This window comes from Polynucleobacter sp. MWH-Spelu-300-X4 (assembly GCF_018687515.1).
Lineage (GTDB): Bacteria > Pseudomonadota > Gammaproteobacteria > Burkholderiales > Burkholderiaceae > Polynucleobacter.
In genome coordinates, this window is the sequence record NZ_CP061294.1 from 254,971 (window position 1) to 280,946 (window position 25,976).

The 25,976-nt window shown below is 43.6% G+C and carries 25 protein-coding genes and 1 pseudogene; 14 read left to right on the top strand and 12 right to left on the bottom strand.

The window, feature by feature from the left end; genetic code table 11:
- Positions 1-36 precede the first annotated feature (36 nt).
- Positions 37-339: a hypothetical protein gene (locus ICV01_RS01330; RefSeq protein ID WP_371817465.1), complete on the top strand. Its 303-nt coding sequence runs from the start codon at positions 37-39 to the stop codon at positions 337-339.
- Between the two features lie 212 nt (positions 340-551).
- On the opposite strand, the gene ICV01_RS01335 is transcribed toward ICV01_RS01330, so the two are convergent.
- The 6 genes and pseudogenes from ICV01_RS01335 to ICV01_RS01355 form a co-directional block, all read right to left on the bottom strand.
- On the bottom strand, positions 552-1,511 hold the full coding sequence (locus tag ICV01_RS01335; protein ID WP_215287881.1) for a carbohydrate kinase family protein: 960 nt from the start codon (positions 1,509-1,511) through the stop codon (positions 552-554).
- A 29-nt stretch (positions 1,512-1,540) separates the two neighbouring features.
- Positions 1,541-2,116 (bottom strand): DUF3426 domain-containing protein, encoded by a 576-nt coding sequence (locus tag ICV01_RS09090; RefSeq protein ID WP_251369397.1) that lies wholly within the window; start codon positions 2,114-2,116, stop codon positions 1,541-1,543.
- Positions 2,117-2,122: 6 nt separating this feature from the next.
- Positions 2,123-3,010, bottom strand: a pseudogene (prmA, locus tag ICV01_RS09095) (50S ribosomal protein L11 methyltransferase); the annotation flags it as partial.
- Between the two features lie 15 nt (positions 3,011-3,025).
- Positions 3,026-4,396, bottom strand: a complete 1,371-nt coding sequence (gene accC / locus ICV01_RS01345) for an acetyl-CoA carboxylase biotin carboxylase subunit (protein WP_215287883.1) — start codon at positions 4,394-4,396, stop codon at positions 3,026-3,028.
- A gap of 16 nt (positions 4,397-4,412) precedes the next feature.
- A complete protein-coding gene (gene accB / locus ICV01_RS01350; protein WP_215287884.1) occupies positions 4,413-4,868 on the bottom strand; it encodes an acetyl-CoA carboxylase biotin carboxyl carrier protein in 456 nt (151 codons plus the stop codon).
- A 20-nt stretch (positions 4,869-4,888) separates the two neighbouring features.
- Complete coding sequence (locus ICV01_RS01355) at positions 4,889-5,428, bottom strand: TlpA disulfide reductase family protein (RefSeq protein ID WP_215287885.1); 540 nt, start codon at positions 5,426-5,428, stop codon at positions 4,889-4,891.
- Positions 5,429-5,493: 65 nt separating this feature from the next.
- Between ICV01_RS01355 and mpl the strand changes: the two genes are divergently transcribed.
- From mpl to mtgA, 6 genes are read left to right on the top strand one after another with little or no spacing between them, the layout of a single operon-like run.
- Positions 5,494-6,897 carry a UDP-N-acetylmuramate:L-alanyl-gamma-D-glutamyl-meso-diaminopimelate ligase gene (gene mpl, locus ICV01_RS01360; RefSeq protein ID WP_215287886.1) on the top strand — a complete coding sequence of 468 codons (1,404 nt, stop codon included), beginning with the start codon at positions 5,494-5,496 and terminating at the stop codon, positions 6,895-6,897.
- Between the two features lie 48 nt (positions 6,898-6,945).
- Positions 6,946-7,701: a 3-oxoacyl-ACP reductase FabG gene (fabG, locus tag ICV01_RS01365; RefSeq protein ID WP_215287887.1), complete on the top strand. Its 756-nt coding sequence runs from the start codon at positions 6,946-6,948 to the stop codon at positions 7,699-7,701.
- Positions 7,701-9,776, top strand: a complete 2,076-nt coding sequence (locus ICV01_RS01370) for a ribonuclease catalytic domain-containing protein (protein ID WP_215287888.1) — start codon at positions 7,701-7,703, stop codon at positions 9,774-9,776. Before fabG ends, ICV01_RS01370 begins: the two co-directional genes overlap by 1 nt.
- Positions 9,742-10,581, top strand: coding sequence for an energy transducer TonB (locus ICV01_RS01375; protein ID WP_215287889.1), 840 nt, complete (start codon positions 9,742-9,744; stop codon positions 10,579-10,581). The genes ICV01_RS01370 and ICV01_RS01375 overlap by 35 nt, the downstream gene beginning before the upstream one ends.
- Before the next feature lie 56 nt (positions 10,582-10,637).
- Positions 10,638-11,522, top strand: coding sequence for a shikimate dehydrogenase (aroE, locus tag ICV01_RS01380; protein ID WP_215287890.1), 885 nt, complete (start codon positions 10,638-10,640; stop codon positions 11,520-11,522).
- An 11-nt stretch (positions 11,523-11,533) separates the two neighbouring features.
- On the top strand, positions 11,534-12,229 hold the full coding sequence (mtgA, locus tag ICV01_RS01385; protein WP_215287891.1) for a monofunctional biosynthetic peptidoglycan transglycosylase: 696 nt from the start codon (positions 11,534-11,536) through the stop codon (positions 12,227-12,229).
- Positions 12,230-12,271: 42 nt separating this feature from the next.
- Here the strand turns inward: mtgA and ICV01_RS01390 are convergent, their stop codons facing one another.
- From ICV01_RS01390 to pyrF, 3 genes are read right to left on the bottom strand one after another with little or no spacing between them, the layout of a single operon-like run.
- Complete coding sequence (locus ICV01_RS01390) at positions 12,272-12,748, bottom strand: CinA family protein (protein ID WP_215287892.1); 477 nt, start codon at positions 12,746-12,748, stop codon at positions 12,272-12,274.
- Positions 12,742-13,287, bottom strand: coding sequence for a phosphatidylglycerophosphatase A (locus ICV01_RS01395; RefSeq protein WP_215287893.1), 546 nt, complete (start codon positions 13,285-13,287; stop codon positions 12,742-12,744). The genes ICV01_RS01390 and ICV01_RS01395 overlap by 7 nt, the downstream gene beginning before the upstream one ends.
- A gap of 3 nt (positions 13,288-13,290) precedes the next feature.
- Positions 13,291-14,136: an orotidine-5'-phosphate decarboxylase gene (gene pyrF / locus ICV01_RS01400; protein ID WP_215287894.1), complete on the bottom strand. Its 846-nt coding sequence runs from the start codon at positions 14,134-14,136 to the stop codon at positions 13,291-13,293.
- A gap of 132 nt (positions 14,137-14,268) precedes the next feature.
- Here pyrF and corA point away from each other — a divergent pair, with 132 nt between their 5' ends.
- Entirely contained in the window at positions 14,269-15,234 is a 966-nt protein-coding gene (corA, locus tag ICV01_RS01405; RefSeq protein WP_215287895.1) for a magnesium/cobalt transporter CorA, read from the top strand.
- An 87-nt stretch (positions 15,235-15,321) separates the two neighbouring features.
- On the opposite strand, the gene thiL is transcribed toward corA, so the two are convergent.
- Positions 15,322-16,329 (bottom strand): thiamine-phosphate kinase, encoded by a 1,008-nt coding sequence (gene thiL / locus ICV01_RS01410; RefSeq protein WP_215287896.1) that lies wholly within the window; start codon positions 16,327-16,329, stop codon positions 15,322-15,324.
- 187 nt (positions 16,330-16,516) lie between these two features.
- Between thiL and ICV01_RS01415 the strand changes: the two genes are divergently transcribed.
- Both ICV01_RS01415 and ICV01_RS01420 read left to right on the top strand, forming a co-directional pair.
- A complete protein-coding gene (locus tag ICV01_RS01415) occupies positions 16,517-18,838 on the top strand; it encodes an NADP-dependent malic enzyme (RefSeq protein WP_215287897.1) in 2,322 nt (773 codons plus the stop codon).
- Positions 18,839-18,964: 126 nt separating this feature from the next.
- Positions 18,965-19,498 carry a barstar family protein gene (locus ICV01_RS01420; protein ID WP_215287898.1) on the top strand — a complete coding sequence of 178 codons (534 nt, stop codon included), beginning with the start codon at positions 18,965-18,967 and terminating at the stop codon, positions 19,496-19,498.
- 87 nt (positions 19,499-19,585) lie between these two features.
- Here ICV01_RS01420 and ICV01_RS01425 read toward each other — a convergent pair whose 3' ends face one another.
- A complete protein-coding gene (locus ICV01_RS01425) occupies positions 19,586-20,338 on the bottom strand; it encodes a 16S rRNA (uracil(1498)-N(3))-methyltransferase (RefSeq protein WP_251369364.1) in 753 nt (250 codons plus the stop codon).
- Positions 20,339-20,448: 110 nt separating this feature from the next.
- On the opposite strand from ICV01_RS01425, the gene tkt reads away from it, so the two are divergent.
- The 3 genes from tkt to ICV01_RS01440 all read left to right on the top strand — a co-directional run bounded on the left by tkt (position 20,449) and on the right by ICV01_RS01440 (position 24,871).
- Entirely contained in the window at positions 20,449-22,428 is a 1,980-nt protein-coding gene (tkt, locus tag ICV01_RS01430) for a transketolase (protein ID WP_215287899.1), read from the top strand.
- Between the two features lie 33 nt (positions 22,429-22,461).
- Entirely contained in the window at positions 22,462-23,475 is a 1,014-nt protein-coding gene (gene gap / locus ICV01_RS01435) for a type I glyceraldehyde-3-phosphate dehydrogenase (RefSeq protein ID WP_215287900.1), read from the top strand.
- A gap of 199 nt (positions 23,476-23,674) precedes the next feature.
- Entirely contained in the window at positions 23,675-24,871 is a 1,197-nt protein-coding gene (locus tag ICV01_RS01440) for a Fic family protein (RefSeq protein WP_215287901.1), read from the top strand.
- Between the two features lie 34 nt (positions 24,872-24,905).
- On the opposite strand, the gene fur is transcribed toward ICV01_RS01440, so the two are convergent.
- Positions 24,906-25,361, bottom strand: a complete 456-nt coding sequence (fur, locus tag ICV01_RS01445; RefSeq protein ID WP_215287902.1) for a ferric iron uptake transcriptional regulator — start codon at positions 25,359-25,361, stop codon at positions 24,906-24,908.
- Positions 25,362-25,398: 37 nt separating this feature from the next.
- Between fur and ICV01_RS01450 the strand changes: the two genes are divergently transcribed.
- The gene (locus ICV01_RS01450) at positions 25,399-25,968 is read left to right on the top strand and encodes an outer membrane protein assembly factor BamE (RefSeq protein ID WP_215287903.1); all 570 of its coding nucleotides are present in this window, start codon (positions 25,399-25,401) and stop codon (positions 25,966-25,968) included.
- The last annotated feature ends 8 nt before the right edge of the window (positions 25,969-25,976 follow it).

Sequence of the window (25,976 nt, forward strand, 5' to 3'; positions counted from 1 at the left end):
TATGTATCAATCACTTTCACGTGAAGGAGTGTAATTATGGCAACTGCCAAGAAAAAACCTGCTGCAAAGAAACCAGCTGCTAAAAAAGTAGCTGCAAAGAAACCAGCTGCTAAGAAAGTAGCTGCTAAAAAGCCTGCTGCTAAGAAAGTAGCTGCTAAGAAGCCTGCTGCTAAAAAAGCTGCTGCTAAAAAACCAGCTGCTAAGAAAGTAGCTGCTAAGAAGCCTGCTGCTAAAAAAGCTGCTGCTAAGAAGCCAGCTGCTAAAAAAGTAGCTGCTAAGAAGCCAGCCGCTAAAAAAGCAGTTAAAAAAGCTGTTAAAAAAGCAGTAAAAAAAAAGTAAGTAAGCCAGTTGCTGCCAAAAAACCGGCAGCATCTAAAAAGCCAGCTGCTAAAGCTGCCCCAGCTTCTAAAGCTAAGACAGTTTTAAATCCAGCAGCTGCTTGGCCTTTCCCAACAGGTTCACGCCCTTAATTTATTAAGAGCTGGCTCCCAAAAGGAAAACAAACCCGCTAAAGTTTCGGCTCTAGCGGGTTTTTTCTTGCCTTAAATAAATTAAAAGCTGTAATTAAATGCTTTTTTGAATTGAGATTGGATCTCTTCTTGAGAAGGTTGATGATTTTGAGGGCCTTGGCTAGCAATTTTGATCGACCCCATGAGACTTGCGAGTCGGCCTGTGGTTTCCCAATCAAATCCTTGTTCTAAACCATAGAGTAATCCGCCTCTAAAAGCATCGCCACAACCAGTTGGATCGATAGCTTTTGCAACGGGGACTACTGGAATATCAATTTTTTTGCCTTTTGCATGAATTTCAGCACCTTGAGAACCCTTAGTGACAACTAAAGCTTCAACTCTTTCAGAAATTTCTTTTAGGCTAAGGCCTGTTCTTTGGGAAAGCATTTCACCTTCATAATCATTAACGGCGACATAAGTAGCTTGTTCAATGAAGCCAAGCAAATCTTTGCCGTCAAACATCGGCAATCCTTGGCCTGGGTCGAAAATAAAATCAATTTTGGCATCCGCTAATTGTTGGCAGTGTTCAACCATGCCTTGGCGGCCGTCTGGTGCAACGATGGCAATCTTGGGGATGTTTAATTTCTTGGATTGGCGGTGAGCCACCACATCAGCAACTTGGTTGAGGTGAGATTCACTCATGGCACCTGGGTGGAAAGCAGTGATTTGGTTGTTATCACGGTCTGTTGTGATCATCGCTTGTGCTGTAAATGCTTCTGGCAACTCACGAATATGATCTGAAGAAATATCGTATTTTGCTAATTGATCATAGTAAGTCCCCGCATCACCACCAACCGTTGCCATGATGACGGGTTCGCCACCTAAAAGTTTGAGGTTATAGGCAATATTTCCAGCACATCCACCGAATTCACGACGCATGCTAGGTACTAGAAATGCCACATTCAGAATATGGATTTGGTCTGCAAGAATCTGATCTTGAAAACGACCTTCAAAAGACATAATCGTGTCGTAGGCAATGGATCCACAAATTAAACTAGACATAAATTTCCTTGAGAGCTTTAAGGTAGGTGTTATGGGTAAAGTATTCGTACACGATAACCAGCAGACTCTTCTGGTAGTGTGAGATTGATGTTGCTCGATATTTCAGAGTTGCCATCTGCTCCCTGAGCTATCTTTTCAGGAGATGCTCTCAAGTTATCTGGTAACCAAGCGCTAGGGAAAATGATGCGCTGCGCAATTAATGTGTCATTGGCATCGGTAACAGATAGTTCAAGAGATGGCCAGGCAACAGACGCAGCTATCTTGTTTCTGATTTGAAGTTGTAACTGACTTTGTTTTGAGTGGCCAATTTGTAGGTCGGCAAATTCAATTGCCCAAACTGAAAAATCTTTAATAGGTATGTCTTGGCAGGGTAAATAATCGCAAATTCCCTGATCTACATAAGTAAATACAGTTTGAAGTGGCGCTTGAATGCTCTCGGGAGTTTTTGCTATTAGATGTTTGATGACGTTGCGCCCTAAATAGCTAACTTGAGCTAACACGAGTAGGCTTAATACAACAGCGGCAATTACTCTTGCCCAGGTAGGTTTTTGAGAATCTTCTTTATTTAAAGTTTTTTTTTGAGCTAAGGCATTATCAGATGGCATTAATTGGCCGGTTAGGCAAACCCAACCATCGCATTCACGCCAAATATGTAACTTTAGCCAAGGTTGGTAAGTGGCAATAACTTCTTCTGCTTGCCTTGCCAAAATACCAGAAAGAACAATATGTCCATTAGGCGCAATGCGCTGACATAGAGCTGGTGCTAAAACTTGTAGAGGATTCGCTAGGATGTTGGCAACCACCACATCGTGTTGGCTGTCAGCTTTATCTTCTTCAGGCAAGAAGAAATCAACAGTGACTTCATTGCGGATAGCGTTGTCTTTGGCGGAGATAACCGCTTGCGGATCGATATCAACCCCAATTGCTGGCCCACAACCGAGGCGTTTGGCTGCAATCGCCAAGATTCCTGAGCCGCAACCGTAATCTAATAAAGTTTTAGATGCTAAATCTGGATGTTCCTCTAACCATTGCATGCATAGCTTCGTGGTTGGGTGACTACCTGTACCAAAAGCAAGGCCGGGGTCAACTGCTAAACAAACAGCGTTAGGATCGTTGGGGGCTTCGTGCCATGAGGGCACAACCCATAAACGTTGACCTACTCGGATTGGATCAAATTGAGATTGGGTTAATCGAACCCAGTCTTGTTCCTCGACAGATCTTTCTGTAGGTGGAGCAACTTGAAAACCCGCTTCACTTAATTCATTTAGGATTTCTTGGGCGTTAAGGCCTTGTTCATCGAACAGTGCTATAACTTGTGACTGTTCCCAAGCATTGCGATCAGGCGTTAATCCGGGTTCGCCGTATAAAGGTTTTTCTTGTTCCGTATCGGCGGCGGCATCGCTAACAGAAATAGATAAGGAGCCTAGCTCCATTAAGGCATCCCCAAGGCTCTCTGCAAGATCCTCGGGTACCGTAAAAACTAATTCACGAAATGCCATTTGCCTAAGTAACTATTACTTCTCGTTACCGCGGCGTGAAGCTGCTTGTTCTTCGAGTTTGTGCTCAAGGTAGTGAATACTTGTGCCACCTACTTCAAACTTAGGATCAAGCATTAATTCACGATGAAGCGGTACGTTGGTCAAAATGCCGTCAATTGCTACCTCTGACAAAGCGATGCGCATACGGCGAATAGCTTGTTCACGGGTTGCGCCATAAGCAATTAATTTACCAATCATAGAATCGTAAGTTGGTGGCACGAAGTAACCAGCGTAGGCATGAGAGTCAACGCGGATACCAGGGCCGCCTGGCATATGCCAAGACTGAATACGACCTGGGCTTGGCATAAATTTAACTGGATCTTCCGCATTGATACGGCACTCAATGGCGTGGCCTTTGAATTCGATATCTTTTTGACGGAAAGCCAGTTTTTCACCAGCAGCAATCAAAATTTGTTGTTGAACAATATCAATACCAGTAATTAGCTCTGTGACTGGGTGTTCAACTTGAACGCGAGTGTTCATTTCAATGAAATAAAACTCATCGTTTTCATATAAGAACTCGAAAGTACCTGCGCCGCGATAACCAATTTTGCGACATGCTTCAGCACAACGTTCACCAATTTTGGCGATTAAGCGACGGTCAATACCAGGGGCTGGCGCTTCTTCAATTACTTTTTGGTGACGGCGCTGCATAGAGCAATCACGTTCACCTAGATAAACCGCATTCTTGTGCGTATCCGCAAGAATTTGAATTTCAACGTGACGAGGATTCTCTAAGAATTTCTCTAAATAGACTTCTGGGTTGCCAAAAGCTCTACCTGCTTCTTCGCGAGTCATATTAACCGCGTTAAGTAAGTGTGCTTCGGTATGTACAACGCGCATACCGCGACCACCACCACCGCCGGCAGCTTTAATAATGACGGGGTAACCTACTTTTTTAGCAATCGCTAAAATTTCTTTTGGATTATCAGGCAGTGCGCCTTCAGAGCCAGGTACGCAAGGTACACCTGATTTAATCATGGCTTGTTTTGCAGAAACTTTGTCACCCATGATGCGGATGGATTCTGCTGTTGGGCCGATAAAAGCAAAGCCAGATTTCTCTACACGCTCAGCAAAGTCTGCATTCTCAGATAAGAATCCATAACCAGGGTGAATAGCTTGCGCATCGGTTACTTCAGCTGCAGAAATAATTGCAGGCATATTTAAGTAACTTTGCGCTGATGGAGCTGGTCCAATACAAACAGCTTCATCAGCTAACTTAACGTATTTAGCATCGCGGTCGGCTTCAGAGAAGACAACTACTGTTTTAATGCCCATTTCGCGACAGGCGCGCTGAATGCGTAGAGCAATTTCGCCGCGATTGGCGATAAGGATTTTTTCAAACATCCGGAAACCTCTTTAATTAACCAATAATAAAAAGAGCTTGACCGAATTCAACACCTTGGCCGTTCTCGCAAAGAATTTCTTTAACTACACCAGATTTATCAGATTCAATTTCATTGAGAAGCTTCATCGCCTCAATAATGCAAAGTGTTTGACCTTCTTTAACTGTATCGCCAATTTTCACAAACGCATCTGCGCCTGGTGTTGGTGAACGGTAGAAAGTTCCAACCATTGGAGATTTAACTGGGTGACCTGTTGGTGCTGTTGGAGCAGCTTCAACTGGAGCCGGTGCAGCTGCGGGAGCTGCGGCAGCAGGTGCTGCAGCTGGTGCATAAACTTGTTGAGCAGGTGCTGCTAGGATGGGGGCTGGATTCTTAACGATGCGAACTTTGTCTTCGCCTTCAGTAACTTCTAGTTCTGATACGCCAGATTCGGCTACTAAATCGATCAAAGTTTTAAGTTTTCGTAAGTCCATGATTCCCTTCCTGTTGTTTTTTACTTGGATGGGAGTATAGCGCTATCTAGCCATGATTTGAGCTCATCTTCGCTTATTTTTCCTAATTTTGTCTTTTTAATGACACCTTTTCCATCCACTAGAACGGTAAAAGGTAGCCCTCCGCTTGGATTTCCCATGTTTTTTGCCCAATTAACGCCTTCTATGGGGTTTACTGTGATCGGGTAGTTAATCGGTGTTTTTTCTAGAAATTGACGAATATTAGATGGTGAATCGACACCGATGCCGACAAATAAAACATTTTTATCTTTATATAGGCTATAAGCTTTTTCGAGGGTTGGCATTTCCTCTACGCATGGAGGGCACCAGGATGCCCAAAAATTAAGCACCAAAATTTTATTTCGCCATTCCTTTGTTACATGAATAGCGCCATCGGGCCCCTTTAATTCTTCTTTTAAGAAGAGCTCAACAGCCTGATCTTTAGCCTCAGTTGTTCTATGTTTAAAGCTAGATAACCCGATTCCGAGGATGGCGGCAATAAGTCCGGCGGAAATTAGCAAAGCCCATTGGCGTTTATTCACAATCTTTCTTTCTGTTTTTCAATAATTTGGCTTATTTTGCACTCATCATTAGATAAAATCTTGCCATGCATCTTCATATTCTAGGTATTTGCGGTACTTTTATGGGCGGGATTGCCGCCATCGCACGTCAGGCTGGTCATAAAGTGACAGGTTGCGACGCTAATGTTTATCCTCCAATGAGCACTCAATTAGAGGCGCAAGGTATTGAATTGATCGAAGGTTTTTCACCTGATCAAATTGCCCTCAACCCCGATCTTTTTATTATCGGTAATGTGGTTTCTCGTGGCAATCCATTGATGGAAGCTATTTTGGAGCAAGGTTTGCCTTATCAATCTGGACCCCAATGGTTGGGTGAGCAGGTTTTGCAGGGTAAGCATGTTTTGGCTGTAGCTGGCACGCACGGTAAAACAACCACAACAGCCATGTTGACTTGGATTTTGCAGGCTAACGGTTTAGAGCCTGGATATCTGATTGGTGGGGTACCTAATAATTTTGATGTATCGGCAAGATTGGGTAGCAAAGTTCCAACAGCAAAAGCGCATTATTTTGTGATCGAAGCTGATGAATACGATACGGCCTTCTTTGATAAGCGCAGTAAGTTTGTTCATTACAGACCACGTACGGCAATTCTGAATAATTTGGAGTTTGATCATGCCGACATCTTTGCCGATATCACTGCCATAGAAACCCAATTTCATCATTTGGTGAGAACAGTGCCGGGTAGTGGTTGTTTAGTCGTCAATGCTGCTGAAGAAAGTTTAGAGCGTGTTTTAAAGCGTGGCTGCTGGTCTGTTGCTGAAAAATTTGGCGGAGAAGCTTCAGAGTCTGATTGGGCTTTGCAAGATACGCAAAATGATGGATTTAGAGTTTTTTATAAAAACCAAGAAGTTGCGGAAGTTGTCTGGGATCAAGATGCATCAGTTACTGGTCGCCATAATCAACTTAATGCGTTGGCGGCCATCGCTGCTGCTCATCATATTGGGGTGTCACCTAAAGATGCTGCAAAAGCTTTAGGGTCTTTCAAAAACGTGAAGCGCCGTATGGAAGTGATTGGCCGTGTCAATGGCATCACCGTGTACGATGATTTTGCACATCACCCAACTGCAATCACAACGACGGTAGATGGTTTGCGCCGAAGAATAGGTAGGGCTGAAGGCACTCGTTTATTGGCGGTATTAGAGCCTCGTTCTAATACGATGAAATTGGGTGTTATGAAAAGCCAGTTGCCTGATAGTTTGCGAGATGCCGATTTAGTGTTTGGCTATGGGGCATCTGAGGGTAAGGATGCTTTGGGCTGGGACCTTGGGGAATCTTTATCTCCATTAGGTAATAAGGCGCAAGCATTTAATGATTTGAATAGTTTGATCGCTGCGGTTAAACAACAAGCGCGACCTGGTGATCATATTTTGGTAATGAGTAATGGTGGTTTTGGTGGTGTGCATAAAAAACTACTAGAGCAACTCCAATAATTTATTTAACAACCTATACATTAAAAATTAATTTAAAAGAGACTAAATATGACTAATCCAGCAAAGCGTTTGGAGAATAAAGTTTGCGTCATTACAGGTGCCGCTAATGGCATTGGTTTCGCAACTGCTCAGAAATTTTCTAATGAAGGTGCTTTAGCGATTATTTGCGACATGAACCAGGAACAGGTTGATGCAGCAGTTAAAAAAATTGTGGATGCTGGTGGTCGCGCGGAAGGTTATGTTCTAAATGTAACGGATAGAGCAAGTATTGATTTGGTGGTGGCTGCGTTGATGGCTCGTCATGGTCGCATTGATGTCTTAATTAATAACGCGGGTATTACAAAAGATGCGCGCTTGGTTAACATGACTGAGCAACAGTTTGACGCAGTAGTAGATGTTAATTTAAAGGGCGTATTTAACTGCACGCAAGCGGTTGTGCCACATATGTTGAAGGCTGGTAAAGGCTCTATTGTGAGTGCTTCAAGCGTGGTTGGTTTATATGGCAATTTTGGCCAAACGAATTATGCGGCAACAAAATTTGGTGTGATTGGCATGACCATGACTTGGGCGCGTGAGTTGGGCCCTAAAGGAATTCGTGTGAATGCGGTATGCCCAGGTTTTGTTGAAACCGGTATTTTGGCAACCATTCCGGAAGATGTTCTAAAGGGTATGCAAGAGCGTTCTTGGTTGCGTCGTCTAGGTCAACCTGAAGAGTTGGCGAATGTTTATGCATTTTTGGCTAGTGATGAATCTAGTTATATCAATGGTATTGCGCTAGAAGCCAGCGGCGGGATGTCTTTGTAATGCATTTGTTGCATGAAGAAGGTGGCGATATCAAAATTGCCACGCTGTTATCAGGTGATGTGAACTCCGAAAAAGAGGCATTGGCTGTTGAAACGCTTGGTGGTAAACGTGGCAAATTAAAGACTAAAGATGTTTGGCTTAAATTTGAACACGCGCATCCAACCAAGATGCTAGAAGAAGCGCAAATTATTGCTCAAGAGATCGATTTAGATTTTCTTTGGGAGTGCGCAGGCTCAGGTGAGTTCCATTTTCTAGATTTAGCTAAAGAATATTTTGGTGAATCATCGGATGTCGCTCAAAAAACAGGTTTAGCGATTGCTTTGCAGGGTGCGCCCATTTATTTCAGACGTAAAGGTCGTGGACAATTTTTACGTGCACCAGAAGATCAATTAAAAGCAGCCATCCAAGCAGTTGAAAGAAAGAAACTGGAGTTGGCTAAGCAAGAACAGTGGGAGAACGACTTAAGGCAAGGTCAATTACCGGAAGAAATTGCTCCTCAAGTAAATGCCTTGCTATTTTCTCCGGACAAAAATACGACTGCTTATAAAGCCGTTGCAAATGCTAGCCAAGGTTTAAAGGGTGGTGTTGCAGAATTATTCCTGAAGTGTGGCGTATTAGGTTCGGCTTTAGCCTATCACGAAGGTAAATTTTTAAAAGAGCACTTTCCAAAGGGCACGGGTTTTCAAGTGCAGTTGCAAGCTGATGAGCAGGCGGCTTGGGATGCGGCTTTAGAAAAGCTACCGGTAGCTGAAGTGGAAGCATTTTCTATTGATGATGCAACAACCACTGAAATTGATGATGCTTTTTCTGTTACGCAGATTCATGATGAAACCTTAGGTACGTTATTTAAAGTAGGTGTTCATATCGCTGCACCAGCTTTGGCGATTCAGCGCGCTAGCGAGTTGGATGCGATTGCCCGTCAAAGGTTATCGACCGTTTATTACCCTGGTGGCAAGATCACCATGCTGCCTGATCATGTTATTGATATCTTTTCATTGCATGCGGCAAATGATGTGAGCAAGGCTAAACCTTTGCGTCCAGCAGTTTCTTTATATGTCACGCTTAATGCCGATGGCGTACCCATTGCGGAAGGTCCTCATGCGCCAATAACGAAAGTTGAGCGTATTCCCATGGGTGCTAATTTACGTTTAGATGATTTAGAGAATCTTGTAACGGAAGAGGCGCTTTCATCAGAGCAAAATATTAAACAACTACCCTATCAACAAGAGTTGGCATTGTTGTGGAATTCAGCACAAAAGTTACATGCAAGACGACAAGAGCAGCGGGTAGCAAGTGGTTTGCGTGCTGAGGCATTGGGTTTGCCCGACCCTCAGGCGTTAGCCAAAGACTTTAACTTTAAAGTGGTAGATGGTGTTGTTGAGATTGCGCCGCGTCAGCGAGGATCGATTATGGATTCGATTGTTGCCGAGTGGATGATCTTTTGTAACAGTACTTGGGGTAATCAATTAGCGGCCCATAGTGTGCCAGGTATTTACCGTACTCAAAAAGGTTGGGGCCCACAACGAACACGTATGCAAACCATGCCAGGTCCGCATGAGGGTTTAGGTGTTGAAAATTATGCGTGGTGTACATCACCTTTAAGACGCTATGTTGATTTGGTGAATCAATGGCAATTAATTGCTATGGCTCAGAATGGTGTGACTGCTAAATTGGTTGCACCCTTTAAGCCAAAAGACGCAGATTTAATGGCGATTGCTGCAGATTTTGATGGCACTTATGCTGCTTATGGTGAACATCAAAATCAAATGGAACGATATTGGTGTTTGCAGTATTTGAAGCAATTGGGTTTACCTTGGCGTGGCATTGTGAGGCATCTAAAAGACGGTCAGGCTCGTGTGGAGCCGATACCTTTGCGTTTAACAGTTCCTGAGTTAGCTGATCAAGCTAGGGGCGCGCGAGCTGAGGTTGAGGTATTGGATATAGACCCTCTAGCTTTGGAGGCTAGTGTGCGTTATCTTGGTTTGGTTGATGCTGTTGGATCTGATGTGGAAGATGTTGAGGTTGCCCCAGCAGTAATAGATGGCCATGTTTCCGTTGATGAACCCAAAGAATAGTTTTGTTGCTGCTAATTTGACGCAGTGGAAGCAGCCCATTGTTTATGCATTGGGGCTATCTTTTGTGTTGCATATGGTTTTTTTGGGCATTAAATGGCATCAAGATGATGAGCATGCACGTCGTTTAAAAACACCTTTAAGTGTTGTTTTGGTTAATGCTAATAGTGCTAAAGCGCCTGCAAATGCCAAGCGTTTGGCTCAGGCTGATTTAAATGGTGGTGGTGAACTGAAAGATGCACAAGCCAGTGCATTGCGTCGAGCTGATCCTCAGTTGGCTAATCAATTGGAAAAGATGCAAGCTGAGCAAAAGCGCTTACTTTCTCAAATCAAAGAGGGGCGTTTTAGTGATAAAAGTACGCTTAATAGCCAAAGCTCTCAATCTCAAAAAGAATCTAATCCTTTAGAAGCAGAAATTGCGAAACGGCTTCAAAAAGATGGTCAGCAACCTAGGCGTGCTGCTGTAACCGCAACTAGTGCAAAAGCTGTTGTTTTTGCTCATTACTATGATGCGATGCGTAAACAAATTGAAGCTTTTGGTACAACCCATTTCCCGAGGGTTCAGGGGAAAGCTTTGTACGGTAGTGTGGTGTTGATGGTGAGCGTTGATCAGCAGGGACACTTAGTGAAGGACGGGATTTCTGTTATGAAATCTTCAGGCAATCAAGAGTTAGATCGCCAAGCAATTGCTATTATTCGATCAGCTGCTCCATTTGGTCGATTCACAGATCGGATGAGAAAGCAGATTGATATTTTGGATTGGGTATCCACTTTTGAATTTACGCGTGAGGGTGCTGAGCTCAAGTAAAGAAAATGGCTCGGTAAAAACCTTACAATGAATAAAACCTTTTATTTCTTATTTGCATGAATACACCAACAGTAGATCAAGTTAATCCGCAAGACTATCCGGGTAAAGATGTTTATACGGTGATTGGGCACCCTATTGCGCATAGTCGTTCCCCTATTATTCATATGACTTTTGCTAAACAAGCAAATGAACCTATTTATTACGGACGTATTTTTGCTGAGTTGGATGAATTTAAGAAAAAAGCGACTGAGTTTTTTGCTCGCGGCGGTAAGGGAATGAATATTACGGTGCCATTCAAATTGGAAGCTTATGAATTAGGCCAAAAGAAAACACCTCGTGCGGAATTAGCTAAAGCTGCTAATGTGCTTTGGATGCAAGATGGTGAGTTGTGGTGTGACAACACGGACGGTATTGGTTTGATCTTGGATCTGAAGCGCCTCCTAAAAGAACAGGGGCAAGTGTTATCCGGTGCCAAGGTTTTAATTTTAGGTGCTGGCGGTGCCGCGCAAGGTGTCGTAGCGCCTTTGATGGACGAGGGTGTTACAGATTTATCCTTGGCTAATAGAACTTTTTCAAAAGCAGAGCAGATGGCCCAGCAATTTCCATCTTTAAAGCCTTTGCGCATGGAAGATTTGGCGGCTTTTTCAGAGCCCCAAAAATTTGATTTAATTATTAACGCTACTGCTACTGGTTTGGGAGATAGCTCGCCTATCGCTAAAGATGTGTTGGCTAAATTGATGCATTCAAAATCAGTTGCTTATGACATGGTGTATGGCAAAGATACGCGTTTTATGAAAGATGCTGCTGAGTTGGGTATTAGGGCGGTTGATGGTTTGGGTATGCTGGTAGAGCAAGCAGCTGATGCTTTCATAACATGGAGAAAGCCTCAAGTGTCTTTGGATATTAATGCGGCGATTGTTGCGGCGAGAGCCACTTATTAAATAAAATATTTGTGAAATATTTACGCTATTTCCTCACGGTATTTTTTCTAGCCTTTTTGGCTTTACAGGCGTTCTTCTTTTTACAAATTCTTTCTTGGCGTTGGATTAATCCAGATTCCACTGCCTTTGCCCGTGCTGAACGTTATCGTTTGTGTGGTTGGAGCATTCCTTATCTTGATAAGTGTGAGATACAGCATGAGTGGGTGGATTTTAAAAAAATATCCCCTTATCTAAAACGTGCCATCACCATTAGCGAAGATAGTGATTTTTATCGCCATGCTGGTTTTGAGCCTCAGGCCATGAAAGATGCTTGGGATAGAAATCAAAAAAACAATAAGCACTTAAGGGGTGGCTCAACCATTACTCAGCAGTTAGCTAAAAATCTCTTCCTCTCCAGCGAAAAGAGTTACGCACGCAAAGGTCAAGAGTTTTTAATTACGGTGATGCTAGAAGTAGCTTTGCCTAAAGAGCGTATTTTTGAAATTTATCTCAATAGTGTTGAATGGGGTGAGGGTATCTTTGGTGTTGGTGCGGCTTCACAGCATTACTTTGCATTAAAGCCCTCCCAGTTAAGCATGGAAGAAGCGGTATCTCTGGCAACGGCTTTGCCGGCGCCTAAGTGTTATGACAAGGTGAAGTATTGCTCTAAGGCGCGTGTTAATTTTTCAGCAAGAATTGATTTCATTCTGGAAAGAATGAATAAATGATTAAATAAATAAGCGCTTAACTAACCCGCTACTTACCAGTACTTATTTACAAAATTCTAAAAGCCTATTTAAGCTGTAGTCACAGGCTTGTGATCGAATCGCTTCGCGATCACCGGGGAATAATTTCTTCTCAGAAACAACTGAGCCATCTTGAAGTGCCCATGCAAACCAAACGGTACCAACAGGTTTTTCTGCGCTGCCACCGGTAGGGCCTGCGATGCCTGTGATAGATAGAGCGATATGAGAGGAGCTAGATTTTTTGGCTCCTTGTGCCATCGCTTGTGCTACTTCTTCGCTAACCGCACCATGTTGTTGGATGAGCCTTGAATCTACGCCAATATCTTGCGTTTTTGCTTCATTGCTATAAGTAACGTAACCTCTCTCAAACCAATCGCTCGATCCTGCTAAGGTGGTGAGTGCTGCTGCGACAAGACCACCGGTGCAAGACTCTGCTGTAGAGAGTCGCCATTGATTCTTTAGAAAAACTTCAGCGAGCTTGGTGACAACAGGTTTCACCATAGTCGCATTCCGATGGCAATAACCATTAATGTGAAGATGGCTGCAGCCACGTCGTCAATCATTACGCCAAAGCCACGTATTGCCCAAGTGGGAATAGTTCTGGGTTGATCTACTCTTTCAACGGGTGGTTGCCAATTTTTAAAAAATAAATCGATAGCTTTGATGGGGCCAGGTTTCACAGCATCAAAGAAGCGAAATAATAAAAATGCCCAAATTTGTCCCCAGAAATTAGTAGGCATGACTATAAATAACACCATCCAAAACGCAACGAACTCATCCCAAACGATACCGCCATGATCTGGTACGCCTAATTCTTCTCCTACTTTCCCGCAAATCCAAATACCTGCGATAGCACCAATACCAATAATCCAAGCGATGGTGGTGCTTTCTAGAAAAGCGTGAAAGCCTAAATAGATGGCCCAGGCATAAAGAGTGCCAATGGTGCCTGGGGCAAATAACGATAAGCCAGATCCAAAGCCAAATGCTAGAGCGCGTTCAGGTCGTGACCAAACCCAAGAGGCTTGAGGAATGATGCGCATAGATTATTTAGCTGCTCGCAAAGCGTCACGGGTTGCGAGGGCAACTTTTCTGGCGGCCTCGGCAAAGTTAGTATCTTTGCTTGCATACAAAATAGCTCTAGATGAATTGATGATCATGCCAGTCCCTGGTGCATTGCTTACCGTACCCGCTTTAACTGTTGACGGAATATCGCCACCTTGAGCACCAATACCTGGAATCAATAAAGGCATATCACCAACAATACTTCTAACTTTGGCAATTTCTTCTGGGAAAGTTGCGCCAACAACTAATCCCAATTGACCAGTTTTATTCCATTGGCTTGCAGCCAATCTCGCGACACGCTGATACAGAAGTTCACCTGAGTGATTGGGATCATTTACTTCTAAAAATTGCAAATCTGAACCGCCAGGGTTGGATGTTCTGCAAAGAACAATAACCCCTTTATTGGCGTATTTAAGATAGGGCTCAACAGAATCAAAGCCCATGTATGGGTTAACCGTTACGGCATCTGCCTGATAGCGTTCAAAGGCCTCTACTGCGTATTGCTCAGCGGTACTGCCAATATCCCCACGTTTGGAGTCCAAAATAACCGGCACTTGTGGGTGTTGGCGGTGGATATGATCAATCAGTTGCTCTAGTTGATCTTCAGCTCCGTGGGCTGCAAAGTAGGCAATTTGTGGTTTAAATGCACAGACCAAATCAGCTGTGGCATCCACGATTTCTCGGCAAAAGGCCAAGATGGCGCCGCCTTCACCCTTAAGGGATGCGGGGAATTGTTTAGGGTCTGGATCCAAGCCCACGCATAGCATGCTGTCTTGTTGACTCCAGGCATTAGCCAGTTGTTCTGTGAAAAGTGGGCGATTTTTCATCGGTATTTCATTAATCTTTCATTAATCGCAGTTAGAGTGCTTTAGTTTTCTCAGACTATAGGATAAACTCCGCGAACCCAACTGGCCAACTCCTCAACTGAAATAGTTGAAAAACAAGATCGGAGCCCCGGCATGATTAACCTATTCGTACTACAAAAAGGTCGCCTAGCCCAAGAGCAGGTAGATGACCGTAAAGAACTATTAGAGCACCATAATCCAATTTGGATTGATGTGGTCGACCCTGAAGAAGAAGAGCTTCAATGGATTAAGGAAGCTTTTGGCGTTTCTTTGCCTGAATTGGAAGATTTAGGTGACTTGGAAGCATCTGCGCGCTATTTTGAGGCGGAAGATGGCCATTTGCACATCCGTACGGATTTCATCTTGGATGATGATGAAAATTCCCGTAACGTTCGTGTGGCTTTTGTTTTGACCGACAACATTTTGTTCTCGATTCATGAACAAGATTTACCTGTATTCCGTTTAGTGCGTTTACGCGCTCGTTTACGTCCTGGTTCAGTACGTAATGCGAAAGATGTTTTATTGGATCTTTACTCCACAGATGCTGAGTATTCAGCTGATGCATTGGAAGAGGTTTATGAGAACCTTGAAGAGGCTGGTAAGCAAGTGCTATCTGATAACGTCACAGATGCGGATGCGGCTGATATTTTGGAAACCATTGCTCGTGAAGAAGACTTGAATGGTCGTGTGCGTCGCAATGTGATGGATACGAGACGTGCTTTGTCATTCTTGATGCGCAGCAAATTATTATCTGATGAACAGCAAGAGGAAGCGCGTCAGATTTTGCGAGACATTGATTCTTTAGAAAACCATACGGCTTTTTTGTTCGATAAGATCAACTTCTTAATGGATGCGACGGTTGGTTTCATTAACATTAACCAAAATAAAATTATTAAGATCTTCTCGGTTGTGTCTGTTGCCTTAATGCCGCCAACCTTACTAGCTAGTATCTGGGGTATGAACTATGAACACATCCCTGAGTTGCACTTGACATGGGGTTACCCATTTGCGCTTGTGATGATGCTTATTTCAGCCTTAATACCTTTAGCGTATTTCTATAAAAAAGGTTGGATGCGTTAACCAATAGACAGTGCATCTAAATAAAAGCAAAAATAAAAAAGCTCCTATACAGGAGCTTTTTTATTGCGCTAGCAATTACAAATTTAATTATTTGAAGTGGTCGAACGATTTTAGATATTGACTCGCTAAGTTAGGCGGCAGTTGTTGACCTTCTTGGTCAATGAGCCGAATGAGTTGATTGGCATTGGCTTCAGTAACTTTGCCAATTTGAGTAAGTTTTAGATTTAATTTTTCAGAAACTTGAGAAATATAACTAGCTTCATAACTTGGCGCTGTAAAACAAAGCTCATAGTCATCTCCACCCATGAGTGTGCATAAGCGTTTTAGTTCCACAGATTTACTTTGGAGTGTTTCAGAAGCTGGTACATCGTCTATGTTGATATCTGCACTGACATTTGATTGTTTAAGGATGTGCGCTAGATCACCGAGTAGGCCATCGGAAATATCAATAGCTGCATGTGCATGGCCTAATAGATGTTGTCCAAGAGCTACTCGGGGTGTGGGTGCATGCATGCGTGGTGTAACTAAGGCCAATTCTTCTGAGGGTAGTGCCCATTCTTGGCGTAATGCGCCTAATGCAAGCCTTGCATCACCAACTGTATGAGAAACCCAAATGTCATCCCCAATTTTTGCGTTGCTACGTTTTAGGGCTTTTTCTTTAGGGACTTCTCCAAAAATCGTGATGTTGATGGTCAGAGGTCCTGCCGTGGTGTCTCCACCAATTAGCGTGCAATGATGCTCATCAGCAAGACTTAACAGTCCTTTAGAAAAAGGTTCTAACCAATCGGCGTTGGCATGTGGCAAAGCAAGTGATAGAGTAAATCCAATCGGCTTTGCTCCCATAGCTGCTAGATCCGACAGATTCACGGCTAAGCATTTATGACCTAAAAAATAAGGGTCTGCATGGGCTAAGAAGTGTCGACCTTCTACCAACATGTCTGTACTGATGGCCCAATTGGATGTGGAGGGTAGATTCTCTAAGAGGGCGCAATCATCACCAATCCCCAGTGTTACCAACGGGTTAGGTGGTAAATCACGTTTAAAAAAACGTTTAATTAAGTCAAATTCGCCTAAAGAATCATTCAAAGAAGCCATGAGTCATTGTAGGGGGTAAAAACACTAATTTGAAGATTCTCAAAAACCATTATTTTTGTAATTTATTACCTCTTTGGCGAACAGGAATAGAATCACAACAATAAGTAATAAAAATAACAGTCCCCACAAGGGGTAAAACAGAGACAGGTTGCAACATACCAAGGATTGATGAAGGTTTAAACGACAAATGGCTTCAGATAAAAATTCCAAAAGCTCTAGTGAGCAACAGAAGGCGGATTTACGTAAAGCAGCTCTTGAATATCATGAGTTCCCAACACCGGGAAAGATTGCGATTGCTCCCACAAAACAATTAACCAATCAGCGTGACTTAGCCTTAGCTTATTCGCCAGGCGTGGCAGCGGCTTGTGAAGAGATTGTGGTGGATCCAGCAAATGCGTTCCGTTATACCTCTCGTGGCAATTTGGTTGGTGTGGTAACCAATGGTACTGCTGTGCTTGGTTTGGGTGATATTGGGCCTTTGGCTAGTAAGCCTGTAATGGAAGGTAAGGGCGTTTTATTTAAAAAATTCGCTGGCATTGATGTCTTTGATATTGAGATCAATGAAAAAGACCCAGATAAGTTAATTGAAATCATCGCCTCCATGGAGCCAACATTTGGCGGTATTAACTTAGAAGATATTAAAGCGCCGGATTGTTTCTATATTGAGCGCAAGTTGCGTGAGCGCATGAAGATTCCTGTCTTCCACGATGATCAACATGGAACAGCGATTGTGGTTGGCGCAGCAATCAGTAACGGCCTTAAGGTTGTTGGTAAAGATATTAAAAAAGTAAAACTAGTTACTTCTGGCGCTGGTGCGGCAGCTTTAGCTTGCTTAGACTTATTGGTTGATTTGGGTATGCCTATTGAAAATATTTGGGTAACCGATTTGGCTGGTGTGGTTTACAAAGGTCGTAAAGAGTTGATGGATCCGGATAAGGAGCCGTTTGCGAAAGAAACTACTCAGCGTACTTTGGCAGAAGTGATTGAAGGTGCGGATGTATTCTTGGGCTTGTCTGCTGGTGGCGTATTAAAGCCTGAAATGGTTGCGAAGATGGCTGCTAAGCCATTGGTTTTTGCGCTGGCTAATCCAACGCCTGAAATTTTGCCGGAAGAAGTGAAGGCTGTTCGTGATGATGCGATTATTGCAACAGGCCGCACGGATTATCCAAACCAAGTTAATAACGTTTTGTGTTTCCCATTCATTTTCCGCGGAGCGTTAGATGTGGGCGCTACGACCATTACTCGCGAAATGGAAATTGCCGCGGTGAATGCGGTTGCTGATTTGGCTCAGGTAGAGCAAAGCGATGTGGTGGCTTCTGCTTATGGGGCTAGTAATTTATCGTTTGGCCCTGAGTATTTGATTCCAAAACCATTTGACCCACGTTTAATTGCGATCATTGCCCCAGCGGTGGCAAAAGCTGCGATGGAATCTGGCGTCGCGACTCGTCCGATTAAAGATTTCACGGCATATAAAGATCAGTTGCAACAATTTGTGTACCACTCAGGTACTTTAATGAAGCCGTTGTTCTCCGTAGCGAAAAAAGTGCCAATGGCTAAAAAACGCGTGGTCTTCTGTGAAGGTGAAGATGAGCGTGTATTGCGTGCAGTTCAAGTGGTGATCGATGAAAAGATTGCTAATCCTATTTTGGTTGGTCGTCCTGCTGTGATTGCTCGTCGTATTGAGCGTTTCGGTTTGCGTATGACACCAGGTGTTGATGTTGAAATTTGTAATCCAGAGTTTGATGAGCGTTATCGCGATTATTGGCAAACTTATCAAAAGCTCACGGAGCGTAAAGGTGTTACAGAATCTTATGCGCGTCTAGAGGTTCGCCGCCGCAATACTTTGATTGGTTCTTTGATGGTTTACAAAGGTCAAGCGGATGGTTTGATTTGCGGCACGATTGGTCAGACAGGCGCACATCTTCATTACATCGATCAAGTTATCGGGCATGAGCCTGGAGCAAAAACTTATGGCGCGATGAATGCTTTGGTATTGCCAGGCCGACAAGTTTTCTTGGTGGATACGCACATTAACGTTGATCCGACTGCAGAACAGTTGGCTGAGTTAACAATTTTGGCTGCGCAAGAATTGCGTGCTTTGGGTATTGAACCGAAAGTGGCTTTGTTATCGCACTCTAATTTTGGGTCTAGCCAAGCACCTTCTGCTCAAAAAATGCGTGATACGTTAGCCATCTTGAAAGAAAAAGCGCCTGATATGAAGGTTGATGGTGAAATGCATGGTGATTGCGCTTTGGATGAGGCGATTCGTAAAAACATCATGCCTGACTCTACTTTGACTGGGGACGCGAATCTTTTGGTCTTACCAAATATTGACGCTGCTAATATTTCTTATAACTTGTTAAAGACAGCTGCTGGTAACGGTATTGCGATTGGCCCAATTCTATTGGGTGCTGCAAAACCAGTTCATATCCTGACGCCGTCTGCGACACCACGTCGTATTGTGAATATGACAACCTTGGCTGTTGTGGAGGCAGCGCAGCAAAAATAAGTCATAAAAAGTGATAGTGAGCGTGCGCTCACATATTTATATTTATATATAAAACAAAGACTTACTATAATTAACTCTTTGTGACACTTGTTTTTGGGGGCTAAAAAGGGTACTCTAGCCCCCATCATGACGACGAATATTTCAGAAAACAACCTTTATGGTCAGCCTCTTTTGGGCGATCTGACTTCGTCCGCTTCAACTGCACCTCCTGCCAAAACGCCAACTTGGCGCATTGCGTTGGCAGCTCGTGAAGACGGCCCAACGGCTTCTTTAAGAGCGGTGCGCACCAATATTGTTCAATCTATTAGAGCTTTCCGTACAGAAGATCTTGTAGAAGCCGCTGGAGAATTGGGGCAGCATTTTATTTACGCCAATAGTACCCATGCGTTAACTAAATCTGAAGTTTTGGAAAGTATTGCTAATGGCTTTTATTTCCCAAGACAGCAAGCTAAAAACTTTGATGGTTTACTCAATTCATTAACAACCCTGATTGACCGTTCCGGTCCTCAACCTGGTTTTGTGATTGTTTTAGAAGGTTTGCCTTGCACGCATAAGTTTGACAAAGAAGCGCGCGAAACACTTTTAGATGTGTTCCGTGATGCTGTTGAGTTCTGGGCTGATCGTCGCGTATCTTGCCGTGTTTTCTACTCATTTGCGTAAAAAATACTGTAAAAGACGTTAACTCTAAAAAATAAAGCCGCTAAATAGCGGCTTTTTTGTTGTTTAAAAATAATCTTTCAAACTAATTTAGAACTGGTTCCAAATCGTATGGATCGCAGATAAGGCCACGATGCCAGCAGTTTCTGTGCGTAGGATGCGCTGTCCCATTGAAACAGGAGTAAATCCAGCTCTTTTAGCTTGTTCTTCTTCGGAGTCACTTAACCCGCCTTCTGGGCCAATTAGGATGGTTAGAGCTTGAGGTGTGCAACGTTTGACAACACTTAATAGGCTACTTTCAGCTCTAGGTGAGAGCATGATCCGCAGGCTATTGTCATGAGGGTCCAAACTGGAGAGCCAAAGAGGGATGTTTTGGACTGCTTCAATACTAGGAAGCACCGTTCTGCCTGACTGCTCTGAGGCGGCAATCAAAATACCTTCCCAGTGCACCTGCTTTTTAGCAGCTCGCTCCCCATCCAATCGGACAACGGAGCGTTCTGTGTGTAAAGGGATGACATGGCTAATGCCTAGTTCAACCGATTTTTCAATGAGCCAGTCCATTTTGTTACCGCCAGCAATGCCTTGAGCCAAGGTAATGGGGACTTTGGTTTCTGTACGCAGATTTTCTTGAATTTCCGATAAGCGAACTGCCGCTGATTTTTTATCCATTACCGTCAAGCAAGCATTGGCGCTTAAGCCCTTGCCGTCGAAAACCTTAAAGGTTTCATTGAGTTGGTAGCGACGAACCCTTAAATGGTGCGCCAATTTGGCGTCCAAGACCATTTCATCGGTGAAGTCTTGCCCAGGTTTTGGCCAAGGGCCAGGAAGATAAAAATGTGACATAAAACAATGATAAGGGAGGTGGCGCCAATGATAAAATGTCACTCTTTGAAGGATTCGGGCTTTTTACTTAAAAATCGGCTCGAATTCAATAATGTGCCGCAGGGAAAATAATGTCTTCTAAGCAACAAAATATGGCTAACGCCATTCGCGCCTTGGCTATGGACGCCGTTCAGCAAGCTAATTCAGGTCATCCAGGTATGCCAATGGGCATGGCTGAAATTGCGGTAGGTCTTTGGGGTGAACATCTTCACCACAATCCTAAAAATCCAAAATGGATCAATCGCGATCGTTTCGTTTTATCGAATGGTCACGGCTCGATGTTGTTGTATTCCTTATTGCATCTCACAGGCTATGACCTATCGATGCAAGACTTGAAAGATTTCCGCCAGTTGCATAGCAAGACACCAGGTCACCCTGAGTATGCAATTACGCCGGGCGTGGAAACGACGACTGGTCCACTAGGTCAGGGTATTACCAATGCGGTTGGCATGGCTTTGGCTGAAAAACTATTGGCACAAGAGTTTAATAAGCCAGGTTTAGATATTGTTGATCACTACACCTATGTGTTTATGGGTGACGGTTGTTTGATGGAAGGTGTTAGCCACGAGGCTTGTTCATTCGCCGGCACATTAAAGTTAAATAAATTAATCGCGTTATGGGATGACAACGGTATCTCTATTGACGGCAAAGTGGTGAGCTGGTTTGCTGAAGATACACCTAAGCGTTTTGAAGCTTATGGTTGGAATGTGATTAGAAATGTGAACGGTCATGATGCAAACGCTGTTGCCAAGGCAATTGAAGCTGCTAAGAAGAGTGATAAGCCAACTTTTATCTGCTGCAAAACATCGATTGGTCAGGGTTCTCCTAATTTAGCCGGTACGGATAAAGTTCACGGTGCGCCATTGGGTGCCGCAGAGATTGCAGCAACACGTGCTGCGATTGGTTGGAATCACCCGCCATTTGAAATCCCAGCTGATGTTTATGCGGCGTGGGATGCAACCGGCAAGGGACAAAAATTAGAAGCAGATTGGAATAGCCAATTTGCAGCTTATCGTGCGAAATATAAAAAAGAAGCAGATGAATTAGAGCGTCGCATGAACGGCACGCTATCGGCTGATTTTGATAAAACAGTTGAAGCTTATTTGGCGAGTTGTGCTGAAAAAGCGGAAACAATAGCGACGCGTAAGGCCAGTCAAAATGCGATTGAGGCATTAGCGCCAGCGTTGCCAGAGTTTATGGGTGGTTCGGCCGATTTGACGGGTTCGAACCTAACAAACTGGAGTAAGTGCCAAGCCGTTCGCGCCAATCAATGGGGTAACCATATCAATTACGGTGTGCGTGAATTTGGTATGAGCGCCATCATGAACGGCATTGCTTTGCATGGTGGTTACATTCCATTTGGTGCGACTTTCTTAACGTTCTCTGATTACAGCCGTAATGCATTGCGCATGGCAGCGCTCATGAGAATTCGTAGCATTTTCGTATTCACCCATGACTCGATTGGTTTGGGTGAAGATGGTCCAACGCATCAGTCTGTGGAACACGTAGCAAGTTTGCGTTTGATTCCAAATATGGATGTTTGGCGTCCATGCGACACCACTGAAAGTGCGGTGGCTTGGGCAAGCGCTGTGAAGCGTGCTAATGGTCCAAGTAGTTTAATTTTTAGCCGTCAAAATTGCCCATTCGTTAAACGTGATGCGAAGCAAGTAGCTGCGATTTACAAAGGTGGTTATGTGTTGCGTGATGACAAGCATGCGCAAGCTGTATTGATGGCAACAGGCTCTGAAATCGCGATTGCATTAGAAGCTGCTGAGTTGTTGAAAAAAGAAGGTATTGCTGTGCGTATTGTTTCGATGCCATCAACAACCGTGTTTGATAAACAAACAAAGGCTTATAAAGACTCTGTGTTGCCAGCTGGTTTGCCACGTATTGCGATTGAAGCAGGTGTTACTGATTACTGGTGGAAATACGCTTGTGCGGCAGTTCACGGTGTGGATACATTTGGTGAATCTGCACCAGCGGGTGTTTTATATAAACACTTTGGCTTAACGGCGGATGCGGTTGCTACTACTGTGCGTCAGTGTATTTAAAGAATTTATATTTAGAGATCAAGGGAGTTAGTTATGACAATTAAAGTTGCGATTAATGGCTATGGTCGTATTGGCCGCATGGTTGTTCGTGCGATTTACGAAGAGAAGCGTGATGACATTAAAGTGGTGGCCATCAATGGTTTGGGCGGTATTGATATCAATGCTCACTTGACTCAGTATGACTCTGCTCATGGCCGTTTCCCTGGCACTGTAACGGTTGATGGCGATCATTTGATCATCAACGGGGACCGTATCAAGATGTTCTCAACACGCAACCCATTGGAAACCAATTGGGGTGATTTAGGTGTGGATGTTGTTTTGGAATGTTCTGGTGCTTTTACATCTAAAGAAAAAGCCATGGTGCACATCGCTCAAGGTGCTAAGAAAGTATTGATTTCTGCGCCAGGTGAAAAAGATGTGGACGCAACGATTGTGTATGGCGTGAACCATCAGGTTTTAAAAGCGACGGATCAAGTTGTTTCTAATGCAAGCTGCACAACCAATTGTTTGGCGCCAGTTGTAAAACCGTTATTGGATTCAATTGGTATTGAATCTGGTTTGATGACGACGATCCATGCTTATACCAATGACCAAGTATTAACGGATGTGTATCACAAGGATATGCGTCGCGCTCGTTCAGCAACGATGAGCATGATCCCAACTAAGACAGGCGCTGCTAAAGCCGTTGGTTTGGTATTGCCAGAATTACAAGGCAAATTTGATGGTTTTGCGATGCGTGTCCCAACCATTAACGTATCTGTAGTGGACTTAACATTTACGCCAACAAAAGCTACTAGTGTTGAAGAAGTAAATGACGTGATTCAAAAGGCAAGTGTTGGTGCTCTAAAAGGTATTTTGGGCTACAACACATTACCTTTGGTATCAGTAGACTTCAATCATGACCCACGTCCAAGTATTTTTGATAGCACGCAAACACGCGTATCTAAAGACGGCAAATTGGTGAAAATTCTTTCTTGGTATGACAACGAGTGGGGCTATAGCTGCCAGATGTTGAATGCCACAAAAGCATTAATGGAAGCTAAGTAAATTGCCGTAGTGGTTTGGTGAATCTTGATACCCCCTATTAACAGCTGTTAATAGGGGGTATTTTTATTTAAGAGTTTTGTTATTTGAGGTGGAAAATTAACCGGCAAAAATTAATTTATATTAATCGTTGTTATTCATTTAAGTTATTGTTATTATTATAAATAAATTAAAATTTAAACCGGAAAATTAACCGGCAAAAATGGCTGATAAAATAACTCATCATTACTCCCAGATTCATCAATTTGAACCTTTGTTGCCACAAAGGAAGCTTGATGTATTGCAGGATCAAGCCTTAGAGGTTGCGGAAAAGTCTTCGCGCTTGGGTGGCGGCATTCATTCAAGCACTATCAGTTCTATCCAGGGGTTGGTGCGTTCCATGAACTCGTACTACTCTAATCGGATTGAGGGGCAAAGCACACATCCCGCGAATATTGAGCGGGCCTTGGTTCAAGATTTCTCTGATATGCCTAGTACGGCAAAATTACAGAGAATTGCAATCGCTTATATTAATGCTGAGAAAGAGCTTGAGAAGATTGGTGGTCTTGGGTTGGAAAATACCTTGCGCTCATCTATTTTGCTTGAGGCGCATCGAGCTTTGTATGGGCGCTTGTTACCTGAAGACAGGACTACTGAAGAAGGTCGGGTTATTGAGCCGGGTCTAGTGAGGCAAGAAAATGTTACTGTGGGTAGGCATGATCCACCACTTTGGACGAGTGTCCCAGATTTCTTGAAAAGAATGGATCAAATCTATGCTCAACCAGCAAGCAGTAATCAAAGTTTAATTAGAGTTGCCTGTGCGCACCAGCGCATGATGTGGGTCCATCCATTTTTAGATGGAAATGGTAGGGCTGTTCGTCTACAAACCCATTTAGCTTTATTGCCTTTAACTAAGGGTTTGTGGTCAATGAATCGGGGTCTTGCCCGTCAGCGTGATGATTATTATGCGTATCTTGCTGCAGCTGATCAACCAAGGCAGGGTGATCTGGATGGCAGGGGTAATTTGAGTGAAAAAACGCTATGGGAGTGGTGCCAGTGGTTTATTGGCATTGCTAATGACCAAGTTGGGTTTATGGAAAAAATGCTTAATCTTTCAGAGATGAGAAGGCATATTGAAGCACTTATTTTTTTTCGGGCTAGTCAAGATAAAGCAATTCGCAAGGAAGCTATTGCACCCTTGTATCACCTTTATTTAGCTGGCCCAACTAAGCGAGGTGATTTTTTACAGATGACAGGGCTTGGCGAACGTACGGCAAGGTCATTGCTTTCACGGTTATTGGAGACAGGGCTTGTTATGAGTGATGGTCATAAATCGCCTGTCCAATTTGCTTTCCCTTTGGATAGCTTGCAATTTTTATTACCTAACCTTTACCCGGAGGCAGCAATTATCAATCATTAAATAGATTTAGTTACTGCTTTGCTATGAAACAAGGTTATTTAAGCTTTTTCTTCTTAGTGCAGTTCTTTTGATGGCAGGTGCCGTAAATAGCTAGGGCGTGGTCAACGATTTCAAAACCGAGGTTTGCAGCGATTTCATGCTGTCTTTTCTCGATGACGGGGTCTACAAACTCTTCAACATGCCCACATTCGATGCAAACGAGGTGATCGTGGTGATCCCCTTCGTTGAGCTCGAAAATAGCCTTACCTTCGGCTTTGCCAGATTCAAAATGATTGCGTAAAAGTAGTCCGGCTTGCTCAAATTGGGTCAGAACACGGTAGACTGTCGCTAGTCCGATATCCATGCCTTCGGCAACCATGGCATGATAGATATCTTCGGCGCTGAAGTGTTTGTGGCGGTTCTGGTGAAAGAACTCCAGGATCTTCATCCGAGGGGCTGTAACCTTGAGACCCATGTCTCTTAAATTATTTGGAGATACTGTGTTTGTCATAGCGCTAAAATCAATTTTCCTCATGATACGGCTTACCATGCAAATTTGTTTAAAAACCCTAAAAAATAGCTCAGGCATCCGCCTAGGAGCCCTTGTATTCGTTGCTTGCGGTCTTCTAAGCGCCTGCAGCAACTTCACAACCATCTCAGAAGGCTCTAAAAGCAAGCTAGGAGCTGTTTTTAAGCCTTACCGTCCCGATATGGTTCAAGGTAACTTTATTTCCAAAGAGCAGCTCGCTAAGGTGAAATTAGGGGCTGACCGTGAAGAAGTAAAGGTCATTCTAGGAACCCCACTTTTAACAAGTGCTATGCATGCCAACCGCTGGGACTATATTTTTGCCTACAAGCGTGGCGATACTCAGTTAGTCGAGCAACGTCGCGTAACGCTTTACTTTGAAAAAGACCTATTGGTTAAGGTTGATGCTGATGAATTACCAACCGAGTACGAGTTAATTGCTGAAATTGACGGTATTAAAGGTGCTCGTCGTCCACAGCGTCCACCTGTTGCAAAAGAGTTGGATGATGGCAAGACTACGACTCAACAGGTTCCTACTGTGCCTAACCCAACCCAGGGTCTTGGTATTCCACGTGGCGACACTAGAAACTAAAGATAGAT

Excerpts from the sequence above, each read along its gene's own strand:
- ICV01_RS01335 (WP_215287881.1), bottom strand. The coding sequence starts at position 1,511 with ATGTCTAGTTTAATTTGTGGATCCATTGCCTACGACACGATTATGTCT.
- mpl (WP_215287886.1), top strand. The coding sequence starts at position 5,494 with ATGCATCTTCATATTCTAGGTATTTGCGGTACTTTTATGGGCGGGATT.
- accC (WP_215287883.1), bottom strand. The coding sequence starts at position 4,396 with ATGTTTGAAAAAATCCTTATCGCCAATCGCGGCGAAATTGCTCTACGC.
- ICV01_RS01425 (WP_251369364.1), bottom strand. The coding sequence starts at position 20,338 with ATGTCACATTTTTATCTTCCTGGCCCTTGGCCAAAACCTGGGCAAGAC.
- aroE (WP_215287890.1), top strand. The coding sequence starts at position 10,638 with ATGAATACACCAACAGTAGATCAAGTTAATCCGCAAGACTATCCGGGT.
- tkt (WP_215287899.1), top strand. The coding sequence starts at position 20,449 with ATGTCTTCTAAGCAACAAAATATGGCTAACGCCATTCGCGCCTTGGCT.
- fabG (WP_215287887.1), top strand. The coding sequence starts at position 6,946 with ATGACTAATCCAGCAAAGCGTTTGGAGAATAAAGTTTGCGTCATTACA.
- ICV01_RS01415 (WP_215287897.1), top strand. The coding sequence starts at position 16,517 with ATGGCTTCAGATAAAAATTCCAAAAGCTCTAGTGAGCAACAGAAGGCG.
- ICV01_RS01395 (WP_215287893.1), bottom strand. The coding sequence starts at position 13,287 with ATGCGCATCATTCCTCAAGCCTCTTGGGTTTGGTCACGACCTGAACGC.
- ICV01_RS01450 (WP_215287903.1), top strand. The coding sequence starts at position 25,399 with ATGCAAATTTGTTTAAAAACCCTAAAAAATAGCTCAGGCATCCGCCTA.
- ICV01_RS01390 (WP_215287892.1), bottom strand. The coding sequence starts at position 12,748 with ATGGTGAAACCTGTTGTCACCAAGCTCGCTGAAGTTTTTCTAAAGAAT.
- ICV01_RS09090 (WP_251369397.1), bottom strand. The coding sequence starts at position 2,116 with ATGCCATCTGATAATGCCTTAGCTCAAAAAAAAACTTTAAATAAAGAA.
- accB (WP_215287884.1), bottom strand. The coding sequence starts at position 4,868 with ATGGACTTACGAAAACTTAAAACTTTGATCGATTTAGTAGCCGAATCT.
- ICV01_RS01330 (WP_371817465.1), top strand. The coding sequence starts at position 37 with ATGGCAACTGCCAAGAAAAAACCTGCTGCAAAGAAACCAGCTGCTAAA.
- ICV01_RS01420 (WP_215287898.1), top strand. The coding sequence starts at position 18,965 with ATGACGACGAATATTTCAGAAAACAACCTTTATGGTCAGCCTCTTTTG.
- ICV01_RS01440 (WP_215287901.1), top strand. The coding sequence starts at position 23,675 with ATGGCTGATAAAATAACTCATCATTACTCCCAGATTCATCAATTTGAA.
- corA (WP_215287895.1), top strand. The coding sequence starts at position 14,269 with ATGATTAACCTATTCGTACTACAAAAAGGTCGCCTAGCCCAAGAGCAG.
- thiL (WP_215287896.1), bottom strand. The coding sequence starts at position 16,329 with ATGGCTTCTTTGAATGATTCTTTAGGCGAATTTGACTTAATTAAACGT.
- gap (WP_215287900.1), top strand. The coding sequence starts at position 22,462 with ATGACAATTAAAGTTGCGATTAATGGCTATGGTCGTATTGGCCGCATG.
- ICV01_RS01370 (WP_215287888.1), top strand. The coding sequence starts at position 7,701 with ATGCATTTGTTGCATGAAGAAGGTGGCGATATCAAAATTGCCACGCTG.
- pyrF (WP_215287894.1), bottom strand. The coding sequence starts at position 14,136 with ATGAAAAATCGCCCACTTTTCACAGAACAACTGGCTAATGCCTGGAGT.
- fur (WP_215287902.1), bottom strand. The coding sequence starts at position 25,361 with ATGACAAACACAGTATCTCCAAATAATTTAAGAGACATGGGTCTCAAG.
- ICV01_RS01375 (WP_215287889.1), top strand. The coding sequence starts at position 9,742 with ATGGCCATGTTTCCGTTGATGAACCCAAAGAATAGTTTTGTTGCTGCT.